This is a genomic window from Sphingomonas gilva (assembly GCF_003515075.1).
Classification (GTDB): domain Bacteria; phylum Pseudomonadota; class Alphaproteobacteria; order Sphingomonadales; family Sphingomonadaceae; genus Sphingomonas; species Sphingomonas gilva.
Genome location: NZ_QWLV01000002.1, coordinates 184,018 through 206,299, shown reverse-complemented (window position 1 = coordinate 206,299; position 22,282 = coordinate 184,018). Strand labels below are relative to the sequence as shown.

Here is a 22,282-nt window from a genome sequence, read left to right as displayed (position 1 = left end):
GGGCATCATCCAAGGGAGACGATCGCATGGACTCGCTGGTTTCGACCGAATGGCTCGCAGGGGAATTGGGCGCGTCGGACTTGCGGGTGGTGGATGCGACGATGATCCTTCCCGAATATCACCGCGATGCGCGCGCCGAGTTCGAGGCGGCGCACATCCCCGGCGCGGCGTTCCTCGATCTGGACGAGCTGCGCGACACCGACAGCGATCTGCCCAACACGCTTCCGAGCGCGGAGAAGTTCGCCAGCCGGATGCAGTCGCTGGGGCTGGGCGACGGCAGCCGGATCGTCGTCTATGACGATTCCCCTTCGCGCACCTCCGCGCGGGCATGGTGGATGTTCCGCCTGTTCGGCGCGCATGAGGTCGCGATCCTCGATGGCGGAATTGCCAAATGGAAGGCGGAGGGGCGCGAGACGGAGAGCGGCAGGCCCACCAATCGCCACCGCCACTTCACGGTCTTTCGCGACGATGCGTCGCTGGCCGACAAGGCCGGCGTGCAGGCCGCGCTCGACGGCGGCGGGCAAGTGGTCGACGCGCGCACCCGCGGCCGCTTCGCCGGCGAGGAGCCGGAGGCGCGGCCGGGCCTGGTCGCGGGGCATATGCCGGGCGCGAAGAACCTTCCCTATGCGCGCCTGTTCAACGCCGACGGCACCTGGAAGCGCGGCGACGAGCTCCGCCAGGCCTTTGCCGATGCGAACGTCGATCCCGGAAAGCCGATGATCACCACCTGCGGCAGCGGCGTGACGGCGGCGGTGCTGGCATTCGGCGCGCATCTGCTCGGCAACGCCGACGCGCGGGTCTATGACGGCTCCTGGTCCGAATGGGGCGGCGATCCGTCCACGCCCAAGGCGACGGGGGCGGCGTGAGCGGCGAGGGCGGGCGCGACGACAAGCCCGCCACGCGGCTTGCTTCGGCCGGCCGCCGGCCCGAATGGACGCAAGGGATCGTCAACCCGCCGGTCTGGCGCGCCTCGACGATCCTCTACGACGATGTCGCGGCGCTGCGGGCCAATGCCGGCCGCGACACGCATCACCGCCTCTATTACGGCCGGCGCGGCACGCCGACCCAATGGAGCCTGGCCGACGCGCTGACGGAGATGGAACCGGGCGCGCAGGCGACCTTCCTCTATCCCTCGGGCGTCGCGGCGGTGATGGGCGCGCTGCTCGCCGTGCTCGGCCCCGGCGACGAGCTGCTGATGGTCGATTCGGCCTATGATCCCACGCGGGCGCTGTGCAGCGGGCTGCTCAGGCGGTTCGGCGTCACGACCCGCTATTACGATCCGCTGGCGGGCGCGGGCATCGCCGATCTGATCGGCGAGGAGACGCGCGCGATCTTCATGGAAAGCCCCGGCAGCCTGACCTTCGAGGTGCAGGACGTGCCGGCGATCTGCGCGGCGGCCAGGGCGCGCGGCGTGGCGACGCTGCTCGACAACACCTGGGCGACGCCGCTGCTGTTTCCGGCGATAGAGCGCGGTGTCGACCTGTCGATCCTGGCGTGCACCAAATATATCGTCGGCCATTCGGACGCGATGCTGGGATCGGTCACCGCGACGCCCGAGCTGTGGCCGCGCCTGCGCGACACCGCGCACCAGCTGGGCCAGTGCGTCAGCCCCGATGATGCCTATCTCGGCAGCCGCGGCCTGCGCACGCTCGACGTGCGGCTGGCGCGGCATGGCGAGAGCGCGCTCAAGATCGCGCGCTGGCTGGAGGAGCAGCCGGGCGTGGCGCGGGTGCTTCACCCGGCGCTGCCGTCCTGTCCCGGCCACGAGACGTTCGTGCGCGACTTCACCGGCGCGTCGGGCCTGTTCGCCTTCGTCCTCGACGGCGGCGGCGAGGCGGCGCGCGCGGCGCTGATCGACGCGCTCGCGCTGTTCGGCATCGGCTATAGCTGGGGCGGCTTCGAAAGCCTGGTCGTCCCGGCCGATCCGCGCCGCACCGCCGCGCCGTGGCGGGCCGAAGGCCCGCTGGTCCGCCTCCAGATCGGACTGGAGGATGCCGACGACCTGATCGCCGATCTGGCCCGCGGCCTCGCCGCCTTCCGCGCCGCCGAATGAACCGCGCGGCCGCCTTCCTGCGCGGCCTGGGGCTGGACTTGCCCGCCGATCCTCACCTGCCCGAGGTCGCCGTCGCCGGCGGCCTGACCATCGCCGCGCTGGCGGTCGGCTGGTGGCTGGGCCGGCATTTCGATGCGCGCGCCAAGGCGCTGTGGCACCGTGCGTTCGGCGTGCATGCCGGCGGCATCGGTGAGCGGGCGGGCGCGGTGATCCGGCATGGATCGGCCGCGCTGCTGCTGGCGATCATCGGCGCGTCCTGGCCCTGGCCGCCGCTTGCGCGCCTGCCGATCGGCATCGCGCTGGCGGGCGCAACCGCCTGGCTGACGATCGTCGTGCTGCGCGGCCTTGGCATCGCCCGCTGGATCGCGCGGGGCGTGGGCTGGGTGCTGTTCATCGCGCTCGTCGCGCAGGCGCTGGGCGGCCTCGGCGAGCTGCGCGAGACGCTGGAGAGCGTCGGCTTCGACATCGGCCGCAGGCGCATCTCGCTGTTGTCGGGCGTCACCATCCTGCTGACGCTGGTCGCGCTCTATGCCGCGGCGCGGCTGGGCAACCGGCTGCTGGGCAACGCCATCGAATCGACCAAGGGCTTCGACGCCACGCAGAAGCTGCTCGGCCGCAAGATCGCGCAGATCGTGGTGGTGGTGATCGTCTTCTTCGTCGGCATCGACCTGATCGGCGTCGACCTGACCGCGCTCGCGGTGTTCACCGGCGCCTTCGGCCTCGCCATCGGCTTCGGCTTCCAGAAGACCTTCGGCAACCTGATCTCGGGGATCATCCTGCTGATGGACCGGTCGATCAAGCCGGGCGACGTGATCGCGGTCGGCGACAGCTTCGGCTGGGTCAACAAGATCGGCATCCGCGCCGTCTCGGTCATCACCCGCGACGGCAAGGAGCATCTGATCCCCAACGAGATACTGATGACGACCGAGGTCGAGAACTGGTCCTATTCGGATCGCAACGTGCGCGTGCACATCGATGTCGGCGTGGGCTACGACTGCGATCTCAAGCTGGCGCAGGACCTGATGATGCGCGCCGCGGTGGAAAGCTCCCGCGTGCTGGAAAAGCCGCCGCCGACGGTGCGGCTGATCGCCTTCGGCGAGAATGCGGTGAAGCACGAGATCCGCGTCTGGATCAGCGATCCGGAGGACGGCGTCGGCAATGTCCGCTCCGACGTGCTCAACCGCATCTGGGTGCTGTTCAGGGAGCACAAGGTCTCAATGCCTTACCCGCAGCGCGACATCCACATCCGCAGCCTTCCGGAGCCGCCGGCGGATGACACTATTGTTGCACCCACGCAACACAGCCAAGGCTCCTGAAAGCCGCTCGCCGCTTTTCCGGTTGTGCGACGCAACATCGCTGCTACCTATGGCGGCGATCGGAAAGGATCGTGCGCGCAGCCCGCAGGGCGCAAACAGACACGGCCATGCGATCGAGCAGGTGGGGACGCCGCACAGCATTCCTTAGAAAGGGAAACACCATGCGCCTCTCCATGATCAGCCTCGCCGCGATGGCGCTCGCCTCCGCGGCGCCCGTCCTCGCACAGGACACCGGCGTTCCGTCGCCCGTCACCGTCACCGGCGGGGTCACCCTCACCACCGACTATCGCTTCCGCGGCCTGACGCAGAGCGACGAGGACCCCGCCGTTCAGGGCACCGTCACCGTCGCCCATGAAAGCGGATTCTACATCGGCACCTTCGCCTCGACCATCGACGGCAGCGGCGATACCCCGGCGCTGACCGGCTATGGCGATGTCGAGATCGATTTCTACGGCGGCTATTCGAAGACGCTGGACAACGGCCTCGGCTTCGATGTCGGCCTGCTCTATTATTACTATGCCGATGCGGTCGACGGGCTGAACACCGACTTCTTCGAGCCCTATGCCGCGGTGACCTACGCGATCGGCCCGGTCTCGACCAAGCTGGGCGCGGCCTATGCGTGGGGCGGGCAGGACGGCCTGAACTTCACCAGCAGCAACGACGACAACATCTACGGCTATTTCGACGCGGGCCTCAGCATCCCCTCGACGCCGGTGACGCTGAAGGGCCATGTCGGCTACACCAACGGCTCGCTCGGCCTGGTCAACCCGCTGATCACCGACGACGAATATTGGGACTGGTCGGTGGGCGCAGAGGCGGTGGGCGGTCCGCTCAAGGTCGGCGTCAGCTATGTCGACACCAACGTCACCGAGGCGGGCAGCTTCGCCCAGACGCTCGGCCGCGGATCGACCGTGCTCGGCTATGTCGGCTTCTCGTTCTGACAATTCTTGGCCCCTCCCCTGAAGGGGAGGGGCTTTACCCCGTTCAGGGAGTCGTGGTCGCGGGTGGCGTGGTCGCCGCCGGAGCCGGCTCAGCAGCCGGGGCAGGCGTGCCGCCGGGATTGGCGCGGGCGTTCTGGCCGTCGCCCTCGGGCGCGGCGATGATGTCGCGGGTGACCGATCCCTTGTCGACCACCGTCGTCTGCGGATCGCCGACCGCCGAGCGAACGCCGGCATCGGCCTGCTCGATGCCCGCCTGGTTGAGCGCCGCGCTCTCCGCCGCGCTGCGCGGGGCCGGGCCGCCGAACAGCGCGCGCAGCGCCTGGGTGCTCGCGGCGGTGTCCTGCGGGCGGGGCGCGCCGGGGGTCGGCGGGGTCAGCGAATAATCGGGCGGGATGACGAGCGGCGCCTGGCGCGCGACGGCGAACTCGTCCGGCCGATCGCGGTTGAGCCCGCTCGATCCCCCACAGGCGGCGAGCAGCGTGGCGATCGCCAGGGTGGCGGTGATGGACAGGGCTTTACGCATCGGAACGGTTCTCCACGGGAACATGTGTCTTGGGCTTTTCGCGCACCAGCAGCGCGCGGAGTAGCAGAATGAGCACGCCGATGGTAATCCCCGCATCGGCGACATTGAAGACCAAAAAGGGCGACCAGTCGCCGAAGTGCAGATTGGCGTAGTCGAGCACATAGCCCAGCCGCACCCGATCGACGATATTGCCCAGCGCGCCGCCCAGGACGAGGCTCAATGCCAGCAGATCCTGCCGGTTCCGCTCGCGCAGCATCCACCAGGCGACGCCGGCGGCGATGGCGGCGGTCAGCGCGACCAGCAGCCAGCGGGCGAGATCGGTGTCGGCCTGCATCATGCCCAGCGACACGCCGTAATTGTGCACCCGCTTCAGTTCGAAGATCGGCAGGATGACGAGCGTGTCGCCGACCTGCTTCAAGGCAAGCGGGCCATCGACCAGCCATTTGATGATCTGATCGACGACGAAGATCACCCCCGCGGTGATAAGGGCGGTGCGGCGCGCGGCGGTCATGCCACCACCTCCGCGCAGCGCGCGCACAGCGCGCCGTCTCCGGGAACCTCGGGCCGGTGCCGCCAGCAGCGGCCGCATTTGTGGTTGGTGGTGCGGGTCACCGCTATCTCCTGAGCCTCGCCGACTTGCGACACGATGAATATCTCCTCCAGCGCCTCGGCGGGCAGCGGAAGGACGGGGACGGTGACCTCCGCCTCCAGGCTGGAGCGGATCGTCTTCTCGCGGCGATAGGGCTCGATCGCCTCGGTCACCGCCTCGCGCAGGCGGCGGATATCCGTCCAGCGATTGAGTAATTCATGATCCCAAGGAAATGATGGATCGCCCAGTGGATGGACACCCCAAGGCGCGTCCGGATGAGGTTGCAGCGGGACAACCGGCCACTCCAACAAATGCACAGACTCCGCATCGGGGAACCGCGTCTGCCACACCTCTTCGGCGGTGAAGCACAGGATCGGCGCGGCGTAGCGCACCAGCGCGTGAAACAGCGTGTCGAGCACCGTCCGGTACGCCCGCCGCGTCGCGCTGCCGCGCGCGTCGCAATATAGCACGTCCTTCCTGATATCGAAGAAGAAGGCCGACAAATCCTCGTTGCAGAAATCGGTCAGCGCACGGGCGTAGCGGTTGAACTCGAACTCATTGATCGACGTTCTTAATTCGCCGTCCAGTCCGGCGAGCAGGTGCAGCACATAGCGCTCCAGCTCGGGCATCTCCGCCGCCGGAACCTGCTCGCCCTCCTCGAAGCCGTCGAGCGCGCCCAGCAGGTAGCGGAAGGTGTTGCGCAGCTTGCGATAGGCGTCGCCGGTGGTGGCCAGCACCTCCTTGCCGATGCGGACATCCTCGAAATAGTCGGTCGAGGCGACCCACAGCCGCAGGATGTCCGCGCCGCTCTCGCCGATGATCTTCAGGGGATCGACGACATTGCCGAGCGACTTGGACATCTTGCGGCCATTGCCGTCGAGCGCGAAGCCGTGGGTCAGCACCGCGTCATAGGGCGCGCGCCCGCGCGTGCCGGCGCTTTCGAGCAGCGAGGACTGGAACCAGCCGCGATGCTGGTCGGAGCCCTCGAGATAGAGGTTGGCGCGGACCCCCTCGCCGTAGCGCTGCTCGATGACGAAGGCGTGGGTCGATCCGCTGTCGAACCACACGTCGAGGATGTCGGTGACGACCTCGTAATCGGCGAGGTCGTACCGGTCGCCGAGCAGCGTCTGGTGATCGACCGAATACCACGCATCCGCGCCGCCGGCGTTCACCGCGTCGATGATCCGCGCGTTGACCGCCGGATCGCGCAGATAGTCGCCCGTCTGGCGGTGGACATAGAGCGCGATCGGCACCCCCCAGGCGCGCTGGCGCGAGATCACCCAGTCGGGCCGCCCCTCGACCATCGCGGCGATCCGGTTGCGGGATTTGGAGGGCACCCACCGCGTCCGCTCGATCGCATCGAGCGCGAGCTCGCGCAGGGTGGGGCCGTTGCCCTTCCTCTCCCTCTCCCCTTCAGGGGAGAGGGTCGGGGAGAGGGGGAGTATGCCAGGAGCGCTGGAGTCCGCGGACAGGCCCCTCTCCCAACCCTCTCCCCTGAAGGGGAGAGGGCTATTTTCGTCATCGACCCACGGCTCGCTTCGCTCGCCGATCAATCGGCTGCGAACGTCCCCCGGACGTTCGCTATTCGCCGATTGATCCATCGGGATGAACCACTGCGGCGTCGCGCGGAAGATCACCTTGGCCTTGGACCGCCACGAATGCGGATAGCTGTGCGGGAAATCCTCGCTCGCCGCCAGCAGCGCCCCGGCCGCGCGCAGGTCCGAACAGATCGGCCCCTCGGGCGCGTTGAACTTCTTGTTGATGACGCTCCCCTGGCCGCCCAGCCACGCCCAATCGGCGCGGTACATCCCCCCGCCATCGACCGCGAACACCGGGTCCATCCCATGCGCCTTGCACAGCAGGAAATCGTCCTCGCCATGATCGGGCGCCATGTGGACGAGGCCGGTGCCCTGCTCGGTGGTGACGAAATCGCCGGGCAGGAACGGACGCGGCTTGGCGAAGAACCCGCCGAGATGGTGCATCGGGTGGCGAGCGACGGCTCCGGCGAGCTGCGACCCCTTGATCTTGCTACCGAGGGGCAAGGGGTCCGATTGGTTGTATTCGACTACTTCCAAAATCGGGCCGATGTCATCGGAAACAGTGCTTATCGTCTTAGAACCGCGGAACCGATACCATGCAGCGGTGACCAGGGACTCAGCGATCAACAGCTTCCGACCGTTCCAGTCGACAATTCTATACTCAATCTCCGGCCCATAGCTCAGCGCCTGGTTCACCGGAATCGTCCACGGCGTCGTCGTCCACACCACCGCGTGCGCGCCGATCAATTCCGGCGCATTCGGCGCCTCGACGATCTCGAACGCAACGTCGATCTGGGTCGAGACGATGTCCTCATATTCGACCTCGGCCTCGGCCAGCGCGGTCTTTTCGACCGGAGACCACATCACCGGCTTCGCCCCGCGATAGAGCTGGCCGCTTTCGGCGAACTTGAGCAATTCGCCGACGATCGCCGCCTCGGCGTCGAACTTCATGGTGAGGTACGGGTCGTCCCAGTCACCCATCACCCCCAGCCGCTCGAACTGCTCGCGCTGGACCCCGACCCAATGCGCGGCATAGGCGCGGCATTCGGCGCGGAACTCGGCCGCGGGCACCTCGTCCTTGTTGCGCTTCTTCGCGCGGTACTGCTCCTCGATCTTCCATTCGATGGGGAGGCCGTGGCAGTCCCAGCCGGGAACATAGGGCGCATCCTTGCCGAGCAGCGACTGGCTGCGGACGATGATGTCCTTCAGCACCTTGTTCATCGCGTGGCCCATATGGATGTCGCCATTGGCGTAGGGCGGGCCGTCATGGAGGATGAAGCGCTCGCGGCCCTTGCGCGCCTCGCGCAGGCGGCCATACAGATCGGTTTCCGTCCAGCGCGCCAGGATCGCCGGCTCCTTCTGGGCGAGCCCCGCCTTCATCGGGAAATCGGTCTTCGGCAGAAAGACGGTGTCGCGCCAGTCGCGTGCGGTGTCGGTCGTTTCGCTCATAGGTGCGCGGGGCTTAGCGGAGGCTTCGTACCGTTACAAACCCGATCATTCGCCGCGCCGCAGGCAGGAAATGGTTCACGCGAAGGCGCGAAGGCGCGAAGAGGTTTGCTGATCCTTCGCGCCTTCGCGCCTTCGCGTGAACCATCTATTACGAACGAAGGACCGCGCGTGCGCGGTCGCAGTCTTGCGCCATCTGCGCCGCCAGCGCCTCAAGACTATCGAACCTTGCCTCCGGCCGCAGGAATTCGATCAGCTCGACCTCGATCCGCTGGTCGTAGAGATCGCCCGAGAAATCGAAGAAATAGGGTTCGAGCAGTTCCTTGGGCGGATCGAAGGTCGGGCGGATGCCCAGGTTCGCCGCGCCGTCCAGCACGCGCCCGTCCGCCAGCGTCCCGCGCACCGCATAGATGCCGTAGCGCGGGCGCAGATAGGGGCCCATGTCGATATTGGCGGTGGGATAGCCGATCGCGCGGCCGCGCTTGTCGCCGTGCTGGACGACGCCCTCGACCGCGAAGGGGCGGGTGAGGAGGCGCGCCGCCTCGTGCGGTTCGCCCGCCTTCAGCGCATCGCGGATGCGGCTGGAGGAAATGGGGCCGTGATCGTCGCTGACCGGCGGAATCGCATCGGTCGAAAAGCCGTGCCGCCGGCCGAGCTCTGCCAGCACCGCGACATCGCCGCCGCGCTTGTGGCCGAAGGTGAAATCCTCGCCGGTGACGACCCCCGCCGCGCCGATCACGCCGACGATGCGCTCGGTGACGAACGCCTCCGCGCTCAGCCCGGCGAGATCGTCGTCGAAGTCGAACACCAGCATCGCGTCCGCGCCCGCCTCGGCGAACAGCCGCTCGCGCTGGTCGAGCGTGGTGAGGCGGAACGGCGGCACATGCGGCGCGAAATGGCGCACCGGGTGCGGATCGAAGGTGGCGACGATCGCCGGGCGCCCCTCGGCGCGCGCGCGTTCGACCGCGCGTCCGACCACCGCCTGGTGGCCGCGATGGAAGCCGTCGAAATTGCCGAGCGCGACGATGCCGCCGCGATAGTCCGCCGGCACCGCGGTCTCGCCTGAAAGCCGGGTCATGGCGCGGGGCTATAGGGTCAGCGGTCGCGCGGCTGCAACCCCGCCGCCAGCAGGCGCAGCACGTTGCCGCCCATCACCGCGCGCACTTCGTCGTCGGTGAACCCCTCAGTCTTCAGCTCCTGCGTGATCGCGGCGAGCTGGCCGGTGTCGAACCGCGTCGTCACCGCGCCGTCGAAATCGGAGCCGAGCCCGACATGGCGGATGCCGACCAGATCGCGGACATGGCGGATCGCGCGCACGATCGCCTGCGGGGAGGTGTCGCACACCGCGCCTTCCCAATAGCCGATGCCGATCACCCCGCCGGTGCGCGCCACGCCCCTGATCTCCTCGTCGGTCAGGTTGCGGTTGACCTTGCACGTCGCCTGCACGCCGCCATGGCTGGAGACGACGGGCCGCGTCGCGAGCCGCAGCATCTCGGCGACCGCGGCGTGGCTGGCATGGGCTATGTCGACCACCATGCCCCTGGCCTCCATCCGCCTGAGCACCTCGCGGCCGAGCGGGGTGAGCCCGCCCTTCTTCTCGCCGTGCATCGACCCGGCGACCTCATTGTCGAAGAAATGCGCGAAGCCCGCCATGCGGAAGCCGGCTTCGTACAAGCGGTCGAGATTCTCGGCCTTGCCTTCCAAATTCTGCAGCCCTTCGATCGAGAGTAGCGCGCCGGTGACGTTGGCGCCCGATCGCCGGTCCGCAAGCAGCTTCGCCAGATCGTCCGAGGACCGGATCACCCGCAGCTGCCCGTCCGAGCCCGCCGCCGCGCGCTTGAGCTTCGTCGCGTGCCACAGCGAGCGTTCGAGCAGCGATGACCAGGTCCCGGGCGGCTGCAGCTGGGCGAAGGCGAGCAGGGTGATGTTGTCGGTCTCGGCGGAATTGCTGTCGTAATTCTGCCCCTTGGGCGTCTTGGTGACCGAGCTGAACACCTGCAGCGCGACATTGCCGGTCTGGAGGCGGGGCAGGTCCACCTGCCCGCGCTCCGCCGCGTCGAGCAGCGATCGCTTCCACAGCAGCGTGTCGGCGTGCAGATCGGCGATCTGGAGCGACCTGTGCAGCGCCGCCGCCTCGGGCGTGACCCTGGGCATCGGCCCGGCCTCAACCTTGTTCATCCCTCGCTCGACGATGCCCGGGCCGAGCGTGAAGAAACCGATCGCGGCGAGGACGATCAGCGCGAGGAGGACGAGGAAGATACGGCGCATCGGAGAGTTGTGCCGCGCGGACCAGCGCTTGTCACCCACTCTCCGTCGCCCCTGCCTTCGCAGGGGCGACGTGGAGGTTAGCGGATGAGCGTGACGAAGGAGTATCCGTCATGGTCCTCGCGCCCTGTTTCGCGCCATTCGGGGCCGAACGCTTCCACCACCGTGTCCCCCTCGGGCTCGCCATGCACCTCGGTCAGTTCGATCCGGTCGGCGAGGGGGAGGAATCGGCGAAATATTTCCGCTCCGCCGATGATCGCGACCTCGGGCGCATCGCCCGCCAGCGCCAGCGCATCGTCGGGCGTGCGCGCCACCTCGGCTCCCTCCGCCCGCCACGCCGGATCGCAGGTCAGCACGATGTGGCGGCGGCCGGGCAGGGGATTGGGAAAGCTCTCGAAGGTCTTGCGGCCCATCACCATCGGCTTGCCCATGGTCATCGCCTTGAAGCGCTTGAGATCGGCGGGGATGCGCCAGGGCAGCCCGCCGTCGCGCCCGATCACGCCGTTCGCCGCGCGGGCGAGGTAGAGGATGATTTCAGTCACGTAGCGTCGCCCCTGCGCAGGCAGGGGCCGCTAGCGGCATGAGGCGACAGCTGGAGTGCCACAAACCCAGCGGCCCCTGCCTCGGGTCCCAGCAAAGTAATACTTTGCTGGGTGCCCTGCGCAGGGGCGACGATGTCATACCGCCACCGGCGCAGCGATATGCTTCTGCGCCTCGTACCCCTCGATCGCGAAATCCTCGTAATCATAGGCGTCGATCGCGTCCGGCTTGCGCAGGATCCTGAGCGTCGGCAGCGGCCCCGGCTCGCGCGCCAATTGGGTGCGTGCCTGTTCGACATGGTTCGAATAGAGGTGGCAATCGCCGCCGGTCCAGATGAAGTCGCCGGGCTCCAGTCCGCATTGCTGCGCCAGCATATGCGTCAGCAGCGCATAGCTGGCGATATTGAACGGCACGCCTAGAAAAATATCGGCGGAACGCTGGTAGAGCTGGAGCGAAAGCCGCCCGTTCGCCACATGCGTCTGGAACAGGCAATGGCACGGCGCCAGCGCCATCGCGTGCAGCTCGCCCGGGTTCCATGCCGTCACGATCTGACGGCGCGAGGCGGGGTCGCGGCGGATGAGCGCGATCAGCTCCTTGATCTGGTCGATATGGCGGCCGTCGGCCGTCTCCCAGTCGCGCCACTGCTTGCCGTAAACGGGGCCGAGATCGCCGTCCTCGCCTGCCCATTCGTCCCAGATGCCGACCTTCCGCTCCTGCAGCCAGCGGACATTGGTGTCGCCGCGCAGGAACCACAGCAATTCGATGACGATCGACCGGATGTGCAGCTTCTTGGTGGTGAGAAGGGGGAAGCCCTTCGAAAGGTCGAAGCGCATCTGCGCGCCGAACACGGATCGCGTGCCGACGCCGGTGCGGTCCTGCTGCTCCGCGCCCTCATCCAGGATGCGCCGCATCAGGTCGAGATATTGCCTCACCGCTGCAGCCTGCAGGGCTTGATGTCCTCGGGCGCGGGGCGCGGGCCTTCGGCGCGGTAGGCGGCGAAATAGCCGCCGGCCGAGGGCATCGGCTGGAACTCGGCGCGGACATAGCCCACCGCGCGCATCTCGCAATCGAGCAGCGCGGGCGGGGTGCCGTGGTTCTGCGTCTCGCGATTGGCGTCGACGACGATCACCAGCCCGTCGGGCTTGAGCGAGGGCCGCATGTTCCAGAGGAATTCGTATGGCTGCTCGATCTCATGATACATATGGACCATGAAGATGCGGTCGAAGCTGTTTTCGGGCAGCATCGGGTCCTCGGGCTCGCCGAGGCGCACGCTGACATTGTTGAGCCGCTCGCGATCGACGCGGGTCGCCAGCATGTCGCGCACCCCGGGCACGATGTCCTCGGCCAGCACGCGGCCCTGCGGCCCGACGCGCTCGGCCAGGCGCACGGTGTAATAGCCTTCGCCCGCGCCGATATCGGCGACGGTCATGCCGGGCTTGATGCCGGCGCGGTCCATTACCTCTTCCGCCTCGTTCAGCCGGTCGCGCGCTTCCTCGGTCGACCAGCGGCTGGAGATGATCTCGGCGACCGGGCGGTCGGCGGCGGGGAAGGGGCCGGGCTCGCGGTCCGCCTGCGTGTTGACGAGCGGGTTCGCGCCGCTGTCGCAGGCGGCGGCGAGAAAAAGGAGGATTGTTGCTCCGATGCCCAATCCCGTTCGTCCCGAGTAGCCGTCGAGCTTGTCGAGACGGCGTATCGAGGGACCGCGCCCAGCGCAGGCATCTTGATACGAGCCCTCGACAAGCTCGGGCTCTACTCGACACGAACGGAGCCGGGCAAAAATCAATCCACGTCCTCCACCTCGACCGTTTCTCCGGTCACGCGCTGGGATAGCGCGGCGGCCATGAACTCGTCGAGGTCTCCGTCGAGCACGTCGCCGGGGGAGGTGGAGGTGACGCCGGTGCGCAGGTCCTTCACCATCTGGTACGGCTGCAGGACATAGGACCGGATCTGGTGGCCCCAGCCGATATCGGTCTTGGTCGCGTTGGTCGCGTTCGCCTCGGCCTCGCGCTTCTGCAACTCGGCTTCGTAAAGGCGCGCGCGCAGCTGGTTATAGGCCTCCGCCTTGTTCTTGTGCTGCGATCGCTGGTTCTGGCACTGGACGACGATGCCGGTGGGAAGGTGCGTGATGCGCACCGCCGAATCGGTGGTGTTGATATGCTGCCCGCCCGCTCCCGACGCGCGGTAGGTGTCGATGCGCAGCTCGCTTTCGTTGATGTCGATGTCGATATTGTCGTCGACCACGGGATAGACCCAGACGCTGGCGAAGCTGGTGTGGCGCCGCGCGGCGCTGTCGTACGGGCTGATCCGCACCAGCCGGTGCACGCCGCTTTCGGTCTTGGCGAAGCCATAGGCGTTCTCGCCCTTCAGCAGCAAAGTCGCGGACTTGATGCCCGCCTGCTCGCCCGAATGCTGATCGACCAGCTCCACCTTCATGCCGCGGCGCTCGGCCCAGCGGGTGTACATGCGCTGGAGCATCCCCGCCCAGTCCTGGCTCTCGGTGCCGCCCGCGCCGGCGTTGACCTCGACATAGGTGTCGTTGGCGTCGGCCTCGCCGGCGAGCAGCGCCTGCACCTTGTCATGCTCGGCCCGCCTGGAAAGCGCCGCGAGGCTCTCGACCGCGTCGGCCTCCATCGCGGTGTCGCCCTCGGCCTCGGCCATCTCGAGCAGCTCGACGGTGTCGTCCAGCTCGCTCTGGATCGCGCGCGTGGCGGTGATCGCCTCGTCCAGCCGGCGGCGTTCGCGCATCACCTCCTGCGCGGCCTTGGGGTCGTTCCACAGCGCCTGATCCTCGACGCGCGCGTTGAGCTCGTCGAGCCGGCGGAGCGCGCGATCCCAGTCGAGGAAGCGGCGCAGCAGCGCCAGCGCCTCGTTGATGCTGTCGACATGGGCTTGCGCTTCGGCGCGCATTGGACTGCTCCGTCGCCCCGGCGAAGGCCGGGGCCGCTAAATGATTGAGGACGCCATCGCCACCGGCCCCGGCCTCCGCCGGGGCGACGCCTAGTAGATGCCGCCCTCTCTTTGCAAGAAGTCGCTGTCGCGGGCGCGTTCGATGCGCAGGTCCTCGCGGTCCTTGTCCTTGGCGCGCTCGACGATCTCCTCGCGGCGGATGGTGCGGCGGGGCTCGCTTTCGGGCTTGAACGCCTCCCAGATCACCGCCGCGCGCGGATCATCGCCCGACGGCCATGCGCCGAACACGCGCCGGCCGGACCGGCGGTCGATCCGCACCATGCGGATGCCCTCGGGCGCGCGGAAGGGGACGACGTCCATCCCCTCGAACGCCTTCACGGCGAACTGCTTGAAGATCGGCGCGGCGATGGTGCCGCCTTGCGCGTAGCCGCCCATGCTGCGCGGCTGGTCGAAGCCCATATAGACGCCGGCGACCAGATCGGCCGATCCGCCGATGAACCACACGTTGGTCGGCCCGGAGGAGGTGCCGGTCTTGCCCATCAGCGGACGGCCCAGGTCGCGCAGGATGGTCGCCGTGCCGCGCTGGACCACGCCTTCGAGGATATGGACCATCTGATAGGCGGTCAGCGGATCCATCGCCTGGCGCATGCGGACGCGCGGGCGCGGCATCGCCTTGCCGTCCCATTCGCGCTGGTTGCAATTCTGGCAGGCGCGCCAGTTTTCGGGGAAGATCACCTTGCCGTCGCGGTCCTGCGCGACGTCGATGAGGCTGGGGTTGAGCGCGCGGCCGTTGGCGACGAGGATCGAGAAGGCGTTGGTCATGTTCATGACCGTGGTGTCGCCCGCGCCCAGCGCCATCGACAGGAAGGGCGAATATTTGCCGATTCCGACGCGTTCGATCATCTTGACGACATTGTCCATGCCGGTCTGGCTGGCGGCGCGCACGGTCATCAGGTTGCGCGACTGCTCGATGCCCCAGCGCATCGTCTGCGCGCCCGCGCCGCGCTGGTTGGCGAAGTTGCGGAAGCATTTCTGGCCCAGCGCCGCGCCCTGATAGACGCAGAACGGCCCGTCGATGATCTGGGTCGCCGGGGTCATCCCCTGTTCGAGCGCGGCGGAATAGACGAACGGCTTGATCGTCGATCCCGGCTGCCGCATCGCCTGCGTCGCGCGGTTGAAGCTGGCGAGGCGGCTGTCGAACCCGCCCTGCATGGCGAGCACGCGTCCGGTATGCGGGTCCTGCACCACCATGCCGCCCGAGACGACGGGGATCGAGCGCAGCGCCCAGGCGCCGCCCGCCTGCTCGACCGCGATCACGTCGCCGGCCTTGAGCGCGGAAAAGGCCGGGGTGGAGGTGCCGCGGCGCGGCATCTGCGCGGCGGAGCGCGGCAGGCTCGCGGTCTTGCCGTCGGTGAAGCCGATCGTCGCGTCGGCGGCGTCCTTGGCGACGACCACCGCGATGCGCCATTCGGGATAGCCCGCGCCGAGATTGAGCCCGGCGAGCTGGCGCTGCCAGTTCTCGCCCAGATCCTCGATCTCGCGCACCGGGCCGGACCAGCCGCGCCCGCGCTCGTAGCGCACCAGCGCGTCGCGCAGCGCCTCCTCGGCGAAGCCCTGCAGCCGCTGGTCGAACGATGTGCGCACCCACAGCCCGCCGGCATAGACCGAATAGGGTCCGTCCTCGGCGCTTTCGCCAAACTTCTCGATCAGCTGGCGGCGGACCGCCTCGACGAAATAGCCGCCGACATTGGTGTCGGCGCGGGCGAAGTTGGGGACGGTGCCGAGCGGCTCGGCGATCGCCGCGGCGTGCTGCTCGGGGGTGATGAACTCGTTGCGCAGCATCTCGCCCAGCGCCCAGTTCCGCCGCTCCAGCGCGCGCTCCATGTCGCGCTCGGGCGTATAGTTGGCGGGCCCCTTGGGCAGGATCGCGAGATAGGCGAACTGGGCGAGGCTCAGCTCCTTCAGGTCCTTGCCGAAATAGGCGCGCGCCGCCGCCTGCACGCCGTAAGCGTTGCGGCCGAGGAATATCTGGTTGAGATAGAGCTCCAGGATGTGCTCCTTCGGAAGCGCGTCCTCGATCCGATAGGCCAGCAGCGCCTCGCGCGCCTTGCGGATATAGCTCACCTCGTTGGTCAAGAGCAGGTTCTTGGCGACCTGCTGGGTGATGGTGGAGGTGCCGCGCGGCGTCGAACCGCTCATGATCCCTTCGAACGCGGCGCGGACCAGACCGGGGTAATCCAGGCCGCCATGCTCGAAGAAGGTGCGGTCCTCCGCCGCCAGATAGGCGCGCACCAGGAGCGGCGGGAATTCGGCATAGGTCAGCTCGACCCGGCGTTCGCGGGCATAGGACTGGATCGGCTCGCCGTCGATGCCCCGGACATGCGTCGGCAGCGGCGGCTGATAGGTCTTGAGCTTCTCGATGGAGGGCAGGTCGCGCGCGATGGCGATGTAGAGGCCAAGCGCCGCGATCAGCCCGGCCGCGCCGAGATAGACGATCCACCGCACCCACCAGCGCCGCCACGCCCGCCGCGCGAAGCCGCGCACACCTTCGACATCGCGCGTGAGGCGCAAACGCAAACTCGATTCATCCGAACCCGCCATAGCGGCAGGCTGTAGGGACTATGTTCACCTGCCGCAACGGTCTGGGCGGAGCGGGTTCCAGCGCACGGCCGAAAGCATAGGGGGAGCGGGCGTTACGCGGCTTCCTTGCGCGACGGGCGGATCAGCACCTCGGCTGAAATGCCCAGGCGATCGTGCAGGCGTCGGATCATCCCGATCGACAGGCTCCGCTTGCGGTTGAGCACCTCGGCAATGCGGGTGCGTGTGCCGATGATGTCTTCGAGGTCCTTTCGCGTCATCCCCTGCTGATCCATGCGGAACTTGATCGCTTCAACAGGATCGGGCGGATCGATGGGATGGTGTTGCGCTTCATAGGCATCTATCAGCGTGGCGAGCACGTCGAGCCGATCGCCCGCAGGAGTGCCGCTTTTCGCGCCCCACAGCGCCGCAATATCTTCCAACGCAGCTTCATAATCCGCTTCCGAACGGATCGGCTTGACCTCAGTCGCCATGCTTCACGTCCTTTACATCGATCCGGTCATAGTCCCGATGGGTGCCGATCCACTTTATCCAAACAATCGACTTCTCGAAATCCACGGCGGCGACCAACCGATAATCATTGCCCTTGATGTTGAACACGATCCGATCGGCGCTGACGATGCTCGCGGTGGCATAGAGCCGCTTTACATCGGCGGTGCTCGACCATCTCGCCCTGCTCACCTCGGCAAACCACGCATCAAGCGCCGCCTTGAGCGCGGGCTGATCCTTGTGCCCGGCGCGTTCGGCGACGAATTCCCGCAATGTTCGCCGGGCGATGATCCGCATCGGGTCAGGTCATAGTATGCTCCCAAAATGGGCGCAAGCTGTCATCGCGCCGCCAGACGGCGCGCGAAATGGATCTCGATCGCGTTGGACAGGCTCTCGGCCACCGCGCGGCGGCCGTCGCGTGAGGTCAGCCGGCGGACATCGTCCTCGTTCGAAAGATAGCCCGTTTCGAACAGGATGGAGGGCATGTCCGGCGCCTTGAGCACGATCAGCGACGCCATGCGGTGGAACACGTCCCTGGTCGGGATCAGCGGTTCCGCCTCGCGGCCCAGCAGGCGGGCGAAGCTGGCGGAGGCGTTCATCGTCTCGCGCTGGGTGAGGTCGATCAGGATCGAGGAGACCGCATTGGTCTCCGCGCCCAGATTGACCCCGGCGAGGATGTCCGCGCGGTTCTCCCGCGCGGCGAGGCGGGCGGCCTCCTTGTCCGAGGCGATCTCGCTCAGCGTATAGGCGGTGGCGCCGTGCGCGTTCCGGTTCTCCGCCGAATCGGCATGGATCGAAACGAACAGGTCGGCCCCCATGCGCCGGGCGAGGCGATAGCGCTCGGCGAGGACGAGGAACCGGTCCGAATCGCGGGTGAGCGCGACGCGCACGCGGCCCGTCGCCACCAGCGCGTCGCGCGTGGCGCGGGCGATGGCGAGCGTCACGTCCTTTTCGTAGGTGCCGTCGTGCGGGCTGATCGCGCCGGGATCGTGCCCGCCATGGCCGGCGTCGATCACCACCAGCGGGCGGGTCTCGTCGCCGCCGGTGATCTCGGGCAGCACGCTCGGCTGCTTGGGCGGAACCGGCAGCGACACGCTGTAGCGGTCGGCATTGGCGCGCGCGCCCGCCGGGCTGGAGAAACTGGCGGCGGCCGCCCGCGCGGCGCTGGCGAAGGCGGCGGCGTCGACCGGCCGCAGATCGAGGATCAGCCCGCGGCCGTCGTCGGTGAAGCGGCCGCCGCCGACGATCGCCGGCCGCGTGAGGTCGAGCAGGATGCGCGCGCCTTCGCCCGGGCGATCGGCCTGGCGAACGGCGGCGACGAGCCCCGCGGCCCGCGCCGACTCTCCCGCGGTCGCGCCCGCGATGTCGATGGCGATGCGATCGGGATCGGCGACAAGGAAGCTCTTCGCGCCGTCGACCACGCCGTCGAAGCGGATGATCACGCGATTGTCGGCCACGCGGACCTGCTCGACCGCCGGCGCCGCCGCCGGCGCGCCGAACAGCCAGGCCATTATCCAGGCGATCGTCCCCATCACGCGCACCTGATGTATCGGCCATGCGCGGCGGGTCCAGCGCAAATTGGCCCGAAGCGCCCGCGGGCGATGCCCGCGAATCCCGTGCGTCAGATTTGTTGCCGCCGCCGCGGCCCGGTGCTAGGCACCTGTGGCCGGGACTATGCTTCGCCGCATTTTCGTGTCCGGCAAACGATCGGCCGCGACGCCAAACGCGGCCAGACTCGAACAGGTTGACGCTGCATGTCGCATATCACTGCCCTCCCGCAATCGCCCGCCCCGCGCGGCGACGGCGTGGGACGGGGCGGCGCCCGGCCGACGGCCGGGGCTGCGCGCGCAGCAGCAGCGATTATCCATCATCCACGGGGCCGGGGGCGGCGCGAACGCGCCTCCGCGGCCATCCACATTGACGGCGCGAACCGGGGACGGACCCTGCGCGCCTGGAGATTTTTCAATGACAATGCGCATGCTGATCGACGCGCGCCACCGGGAGGAAACCCGCGTGGCCGTCGTCAAGGGAAACCGGATCGAGGAGTTTGATTTCGAAAGCGCCGAGCGCAAGCAGCTCAAGGGCAACATCTATCTCGCCAAGGTGACCAGGGTCGAACCGTCGCTGCAGGCGGCGTTCGTCGATTATGGCGGCAACCGCCACGGGTTCCTGGCGTTCAGCGAAATCCATCCCGATTACTACCAGATCCCGAAGGAGGACCGCGAGGCGCTGCTCCGCGAAGAGGCCGAGCACGCCGCCGAGGAGGCCGCGCTGCGCGCCGCCGAGGATGCCGAGGAGGACGCCCGCGCCGAGGCCGGGGACGACGACGAGCCGCGCGACGAGGAGGCCGCGCACGACGATCATGAGCATGACGAGGATCATGACCATGAGGACGAGCAGGACGGCGAGGAGGCCGCCCCCGCCGCCGAGAAGCCGGGCGGCAGCGACGCCGACGCGGTCGAGGCGCTGCGCCAGCGCCGCATGAACCTGCGCCGCCGCTACAAGATTCAGGACGTGATCCGCCGCCGTCAGGTGCTGCTGGTCCAGGTCGTCAAGGAGGAGCGCGGCAACAAGGGCGCGGCGCTGACCACCTATCTGTCGCTCGCCGGGCGCTATTGCGTGCTGATGCCCAACACCACGCATGGCGGAGGCATCAGCCGCAAGATCTCGAACGCGGGCGACCGCAAGCGGCTGAAGTCGATCATGGCGGAGCTGAAGCTGCCGCCCTCGATGGGCTGCATCGTCCGCACCGCCGGGCTCTCGCGCACCAAGACCGAGATCAAGCGCGACTTCGACTATCTCGCGCGGCTGTGGGACGGCATCCGCGAGACCACGCTCGCCTCGTCGGCGCCGGCGCTGATCTACGGCGACAGCGATCTCATCAAGCGCGCGATCCGCGACATCTACAATCGCGACATCGACGAGGTGATCGTCGAGGGCGAGGAGGGCTATCGCGCCGCCAAGGATTTCATGAAGCTGCTGATGCCCAGCCACGCCAAGCGGGTGAAGCATTATTCGGACGCGGTGCCGCTGTTCCAGCGCAACCATGTCGAGGATCAGCTGGCGGCGATGTACAACCCCGTCGTCCAGCTCAAATCGGGCGGCTATCTGGTGATCAACCCCACCGAGGCGCTGGTGTCGATCGACATCAACTCGGGCCGCTCCACGCGCGAGCACAATATCGAGCAGACCGCGACCGCGACCAATCTGGAGGCCGCCGCCGAGATCGCCCGCCAGCTCCGCCTGCGCGACATGGCCGGGCTGGTCGTCATCGACTTCATCGACATGGACAACAACTCCAACGTCCGGAAGGTCGAAAAGGCGATGAAGGCGGCGCTCGCCAACGATCGCGCGCGCATCCAGGTCGGCCGCATCTCCAGCTTCGGCCTGATGGAGATGAGCCGCCAGCGGCTGCGCACCGGCGTGCTCGAAGCGTCCACCCGCGTCTGCCCGCATTGCGAGGGCACCGGGCTGGTGCGCACCGCCTCGTCCGCCGGCCTGTCCGCGCTGCGCCTGCTCGAGGACGAGGCCGCGCGCGGCCGCGGATCGCAGCTGCGCCTGCGCGCCAGCATGGAAGCGGCCTTCTACCTGCTCAACAAGAAGCGCGCCGACATCGCCGAGATCGAGGACCGCTACGGCGTCACCATCGAGGTTCAGGCCGATGGCGAAGCCGAAGGCGCCCGGATGAACGTGGATGTCGGCGGGCCGCCCCCGGCCCACGCCCCGCGCATCGCCGCCGTGATCGAAGAGCCCGAAGACGACTATGTCGAGGAAGTCGACGAGGAGGAGGTCGAGGCCGAGGACGATGCCGATCGCCAGGAGGGCCGCCGCGAGCGTGGCGACGACGAGGGCGAGGGCCGTTCGCGCCGCCGCCGCCGCCGTCGCGGCCGTCGCGGCCGCCGCGACGAGGAAGCGCCCGCCGAGGCCGAAGCCGGCGAGGAGGGCGAATCGGCCGAAGGCGACACGGACGTCGAAGCCGAGGAGCGGCCTGAAGCCGAGGAGGGCGAGCGCTCCGGCGAGCCGCGCAAGCGCCGCCGCCGCGGCCGCCGCGGCGGCCGTCGCGGCGAAGGCGAGGTCCGCGCCGAGGACGACATCGCGTCGGCGGCGTCGGACGAAGCGGTCGCGGCCGTTGCCGAGCCGCAGCCCGCGCCCGCCGAGATCGCCCAGGCAGAGGAGGCCGAGCCCGCCGAAGCGCCCAAGCGCGCCCGCCGCCGGCCTCGCGCCCGCGCGGCCGACGTCGAGGCAGCGGCCGCGCCGGCCGTCGAGGCGGCGCCGGAGCCCGTGGCCGGAACCGAAGCCGAAGCGCCGGCCAAGCCGAAGCGCACGCGCCGCAAGAAGGCCGATGCCGAGGCAGAGCTGGTGACCTCCGCCGAGCCGGTCGCGCCGGCCGTCGAGCCCGAGGCGGAAGCCCCCAAGCCCAAGCGCACCCGCCGCAAGAAGGCGGAAGCCGAGGCGGCCCCCGAACCCGACGCGGCGCCCGAGGCGCCGTCCGCGGCCAACGACGCCAATGGCGAACCGGGCGAGGGCGAAACCGGCCCGGACGGCGCGCCGCGCCGCGGCTGGTGGCAGCGGACCTTCGGCGCCTGAGAAGCGCACGGGGCTGGAATTATAGGACGGATCGGCGTTAGCGCTGAGACGTCAGGATCACATAATTCCCCGTCACACCGGACTTGTTCCGTGTCCGAGCTTTGGCTTGCCCCCGGCAAGCCAAAGCTCGGACACCATGGCGTCGCGAGCGCGGCGTCCGATTCCTGAGGGCGAACCTCGCCGCACGATGGACCCCGGAACAAGTCCGGGGTGACGGAAAAAAGGGAAAATGTGCCGTAGCCAGCCAGAGTCTGTCCTGTTCAGGTTGAACTCGTTCCCCTTTTTGTCGCCCCTGCGCAGGCAGGGGCCCATCCCGCCCATCCGTAGGCGCTGCCGTCTGAGGCGCAACGGGATAGGCCCTTGCCTGCGCAGGGGCGACGAAGAAGGGGGGCCGAGTAGAATGGGACAGACTCCAAATGCCGATTGGCCCGTGACGTGATTTAGGGCTTTCCTAATAGGATTTCGGCTGGCAGCACTGGGTCATGTTTCA

18 protein-coding genes are annotated in these 22,282 nt (G+C 68.3%); 5 read left to right on the top strand and 13 right to left on the bottom strand.

What is annotated here, in order from left to right; translation table 11 throughout:
- Positions 1–26: 26 nt before the first annotated feature.
- The 4 genes from D1610_RS05635 (at position 27) to D1610_RS05620 (ending at position 4,310) form a co-directional block, all read left to right on the top strand.
- Positions 27–866 (top strand): sulfurtransferase, encoded by an 840-nt coding sequence (locus D1610_RS05635; protein WP_118863173.1) that lies wholly within the window; start codon positions 27–29, stop codon positions 864–866.
- The gene (gene metC, locus D1610_RS05630) at positions 821–2,053 is read left to right on the top strand and encodes a cystathionine beta-lyase (RefSeq protein WP_118863172.1); all 1,233 of its coding nucleotides are present in this window, start codon (positions 821–823) and stop codon (positions 2,051–2,053) included. Before D1610_RS05635 ends, metC begins: the two co-directional genes overlap by 46 nt.
- Entirely contained in the window at positions 2,050–3,369 is a 1,320-nt protein-coding gene (locus tag D1610_RS05625; protein ID WP_118863171.1) for a mechanosensitive ion channel family protein, read from the top strand. The genes metC and D1610_RS05625 overlap by 4 nt, the downstream gene beginning before the upstream one ends.
- A gap of 161 nt (positions 3,370–3,530) precedes the next feature.
- Entirely contained in the window at positions 3,531–4,310 is a 780-nt protein-coding gene (locus D1610_RS05620) for a TorF family putative porin (RefSeq protein ID WP_182466714.1), read from the top strand.
- Positions 4,311–4,353: 43 nt separating this feature from the next.
- On the opposite strand, the gene D1610_RS05615 is transcribed toward D1610_RS05620, so the two are convergent.
- From D1610_RS05615 to D1610_RS05555, 13 genes are all read right to left on the bottom strand, one after another.
- On the bottom strand, positions 4,354–4,833 hold the full coding sequence (locus D1610_RS05615) for a DUF3035 domain-containing protein (RefSeq protein WP_118863169.1): 480 nt from the start codon (positions 4,831–4,833) through the stop codon (positions 4,354–4,356).
- On the bottom strand, positions 4,826–5,344 hold the full coding sequence (gene lspA, locus D1610_RS05610) for a signal peptidase II (RefSeq protein ID WP_118863720.1): 519 nt from the start codon (positions 5,342–5,344) through the stop codon (positions 4,826–4,828). The genes D1610_RS05615 and lspA overlap by 8 nt, the downstream gene beginning before the upstream one ends.
- Positions 5,341–8,409, bottom strand: coding sequence for an isoleucine--tRNA ligase (locus D1610_RS05605; RefSeq protein ID WP_118863168.1), 3,069 nt, complete (start codon positions 8,407–8,409; stop codon positions 5,341–5,343). Before D1610_RS05605 ends, lspA begins: the two co-directional genes overlap by 4 nt.
- A 148-nt stretch (positions 8,410–8,557) precedes the next feature.
- Positions 8,558–9,484, bottom strand: coding sequence for a bifunctional riboflavin kinase/FAD synthetase (locus D1610_RS05600; protein WP_118863167.1), 927 nt, complete (start codon positions 9,482–9,484; stop codon positions 8,558–8,560).
- Positions 9,485–9,501: 17 nt separating this feature from the next.
- On the bottom strand, positions 9,502–10,674 hold the full coding sequence (locus D1610_RS05595) for a dipeptidase (protein ID WP_118863166.1): 1,173 nt from the start codon (positions 10,672–10,674) through the stop codon (positions 9,502–9,504).
- 77 nt (positions 10,675–10,751) lie between these two features.
- Positions 10,752–11,213, bottom strand: coding sequence for a dihydrofolate reductase (locus D1610_RS05590; protein ID WP_118863165.1), 462 nt, complete (start codon positions 11,211–11,213; stop codon positions 10,752–10,754).
- 135 nt (positions 11,214–11,348) lie between these two features.
- The gene (locus D1610_RS05585) at positions 11,349–12,143 is read right to left on the bottom strand and encodes a thymidylate synthase (protein ID WP_118863164.1); all 795 of its coding nucleotides are present in this window, start codon (positions 12,141–12,143) and stop codon (positions 11,349–11,351) included.
- Positions 12,140–12,859, bottom strand: coding sequence for a class I SAM-dependent methyltransferase (locus tag D1610_RS05580; RefSeq protein WP_118863163.1), 720 nt, complete (start codon positions 12,857–12,859; stop codon positions 12,140–12,142). Before D1610_RS05580 ends, D1610_RS05585 begins: the two co-directional genes overlap by 4 nt.
- 131 nt (positions 12,860–12,990) lie before the next feature.
- Positions 12,991–14,118, bottom strand: coding sequence for a peptide chain release factor 2 (gene prfB, locus D1610_RS05575; RefSeq protein ID WP_118863162.1), 1,128 nt, complete (start codon positions 14,116–14,118; stop codon positions 12,991–12,993).
- 90 nt (positions 14,119–14,208) lie between these two features.
- On the bottom strand, positions 14,209–16,719 hold the full coding sequence (locus D1610_RS05570; protein ID WP_118863161.1) for a penicillin-binding protein 1A: 2,511 nt from the start codon (positions 16,717–16,719) through the stop codon (positions 14,209–14,211).
- Between the two features lie 92 nt (positions 16,720–16,811).
- A complete protein-coding gene (locus D1610_RS05565; RefSeq protein WP_118863160.1) occupies positions 16,812–17,189 on the bottom strand; it encodes a helix-turn-helix domain-containing protein in 378 nt (125 codons plus the stop codon).
- Complete coding sequence (locus D1610_RS05560; RefSeq protein WP_118863159.1) at positions 17,179–17,502, bottom strand: type II toxin-antitoxin system HigB family toxin; 324 nt, start codon at positions 17,500–17,502, stop codon at positions 17,179–17,181. The genes D1610_RS05565 and D1610_RS05560 overlap by 11 nt, the downstream gene beginning before the upstream one ends.
- 41 nt (positions 17,503–17,543) lie before the next feature.
- Positions 17,544–18,737, bottom strand: coding sequence for an N-acetylmuramoyl-L-alanine amidase (locus D1610_RS05555; RefSeq protein ID WP_118863719.1), 1,194 nt, complete (start codon positions 18,735–18,737; stop codon positions 17,544–17,546).
- Between the two features lie 433 nt (positions 18,738–19,170).
- Here D1610_RS05555 and D1610_RS05550 point away from each other — a divergent pair, with 433 nt between their 5' ends.
- The gene (locus tag D1610_RS05550; RefSeq protein WP_245941999.1) at positions 19,171–21,792 is read left to right on the top strand and encodes an Rne/Rng family ribonuclease; all 2,622 of its coding nucleotides are present in this window, start codon (positions 19,171–19,173) and stop codon (positions 21,790–21,792) included.
- The last annotated feature ends 490 nt before the right edge of the window (positions 21,793–22,282 follow it).

Coding starts and splice junctions, on each gene's coding strand:
- D1610_RS05600 (WP_118863167.1), bottom strand. CDS start 9,484: ATGACCCGGCTTTCAGGCGAGACCGCGGTGCCGGCGGACTATCGCGGC.
- D1610_RS05615 (WP_118863169.1), bottom strand. CDS start 4,833: ATGCGTAAAGCCCTGTCCATCACCGCCACCCTGGCGATCGCCACGCTG.
- D1610_RS05550 (WP_245941999.1), top strand. CDS start 19,171: ATGACAATGCGCATGCTGATCGACGCGCGCCACCGGGAGGAAACCCGC.
- prfB (WP_118863162.1), bottom strand. CDS start 14,118: ATGCGCGCCGAAGCGCAAGCCCATGTCGACAGCATCAACGAGGCGCTG.
- D1610_RS05625 (WP_118863171.1), top strand. CDS start 2,050: ATGAACCGCGCGGCCGCCTTCCTGCGCGGCCTGGGGCTGGACTTGCCC.
- D1610_RS05605 (WP_118863168.1), bottom strand. CDS start 8,409: ATGAGCGAAACGACCGACACCGCACGCGACTGGCGCGACACCGTCTTT.
- metC (WP_118863172.1), top strand. CDS start 821: ATGGGGCGGCGATCCGTCCACGCCCAAGGCGACGGGGGCGGCGTGAGC.
- D1610_RS05570 (WP_118863161.1), bottom strand. CDS start 16,719: ATGGCGGGTTCGGATGAATCGAGTTTGCGTTTGCGCCTCACGCGCGAT.
- D1610_RS05620 (WP_182466714.1), top strand. CDS start 3,531: ATGCGCCTCTCCATGATCAGCCTCGCCGCGATGGCGCTCGCCTCCGCG.
- D1610_RS05565 (WP_118863160.1), bottom strand. CDS start 17,189: ATGGCGACTGAGGTCAAGCCGATCCGTTCGGAAGCGGATTATGAAGCT.
- D1610_RS05560 (WP_118863159.1), bottom strand. CDS start 17,502: ATGCGGATCATCGCCCGGCGAACATTGCGGGAATTCGTCGCCGAACGC.
- D1610_RS05595 (WP_118863166.1), bottom strand. CDS start 10,674: ATGCGCCGTATCTTCCTCGTCCTCCTCGCGCTGATCGTCCTCGCCGCG.
- D1610_RS05555 (WP_118863719.1), bottom strand. CDS start 18,737: ATGGGGACGATCGCCTGGATAATGGCCTGGCTGTTCGGCGCGCCGGCG.
- D1610_RS05635 (WP_118863173.1), top strand. CDS start 27: ATGGACTCGCTGGTTTCGACCGAATGGCTCGCAGGGGAATTGGGCGCG.
- lspA (WP_118863720.1), bottom strand. CDS start 5,344: ATGACCGCCGCGCGCCGCACCGCCCTTATCACCGCGGGGGTGATCTTC.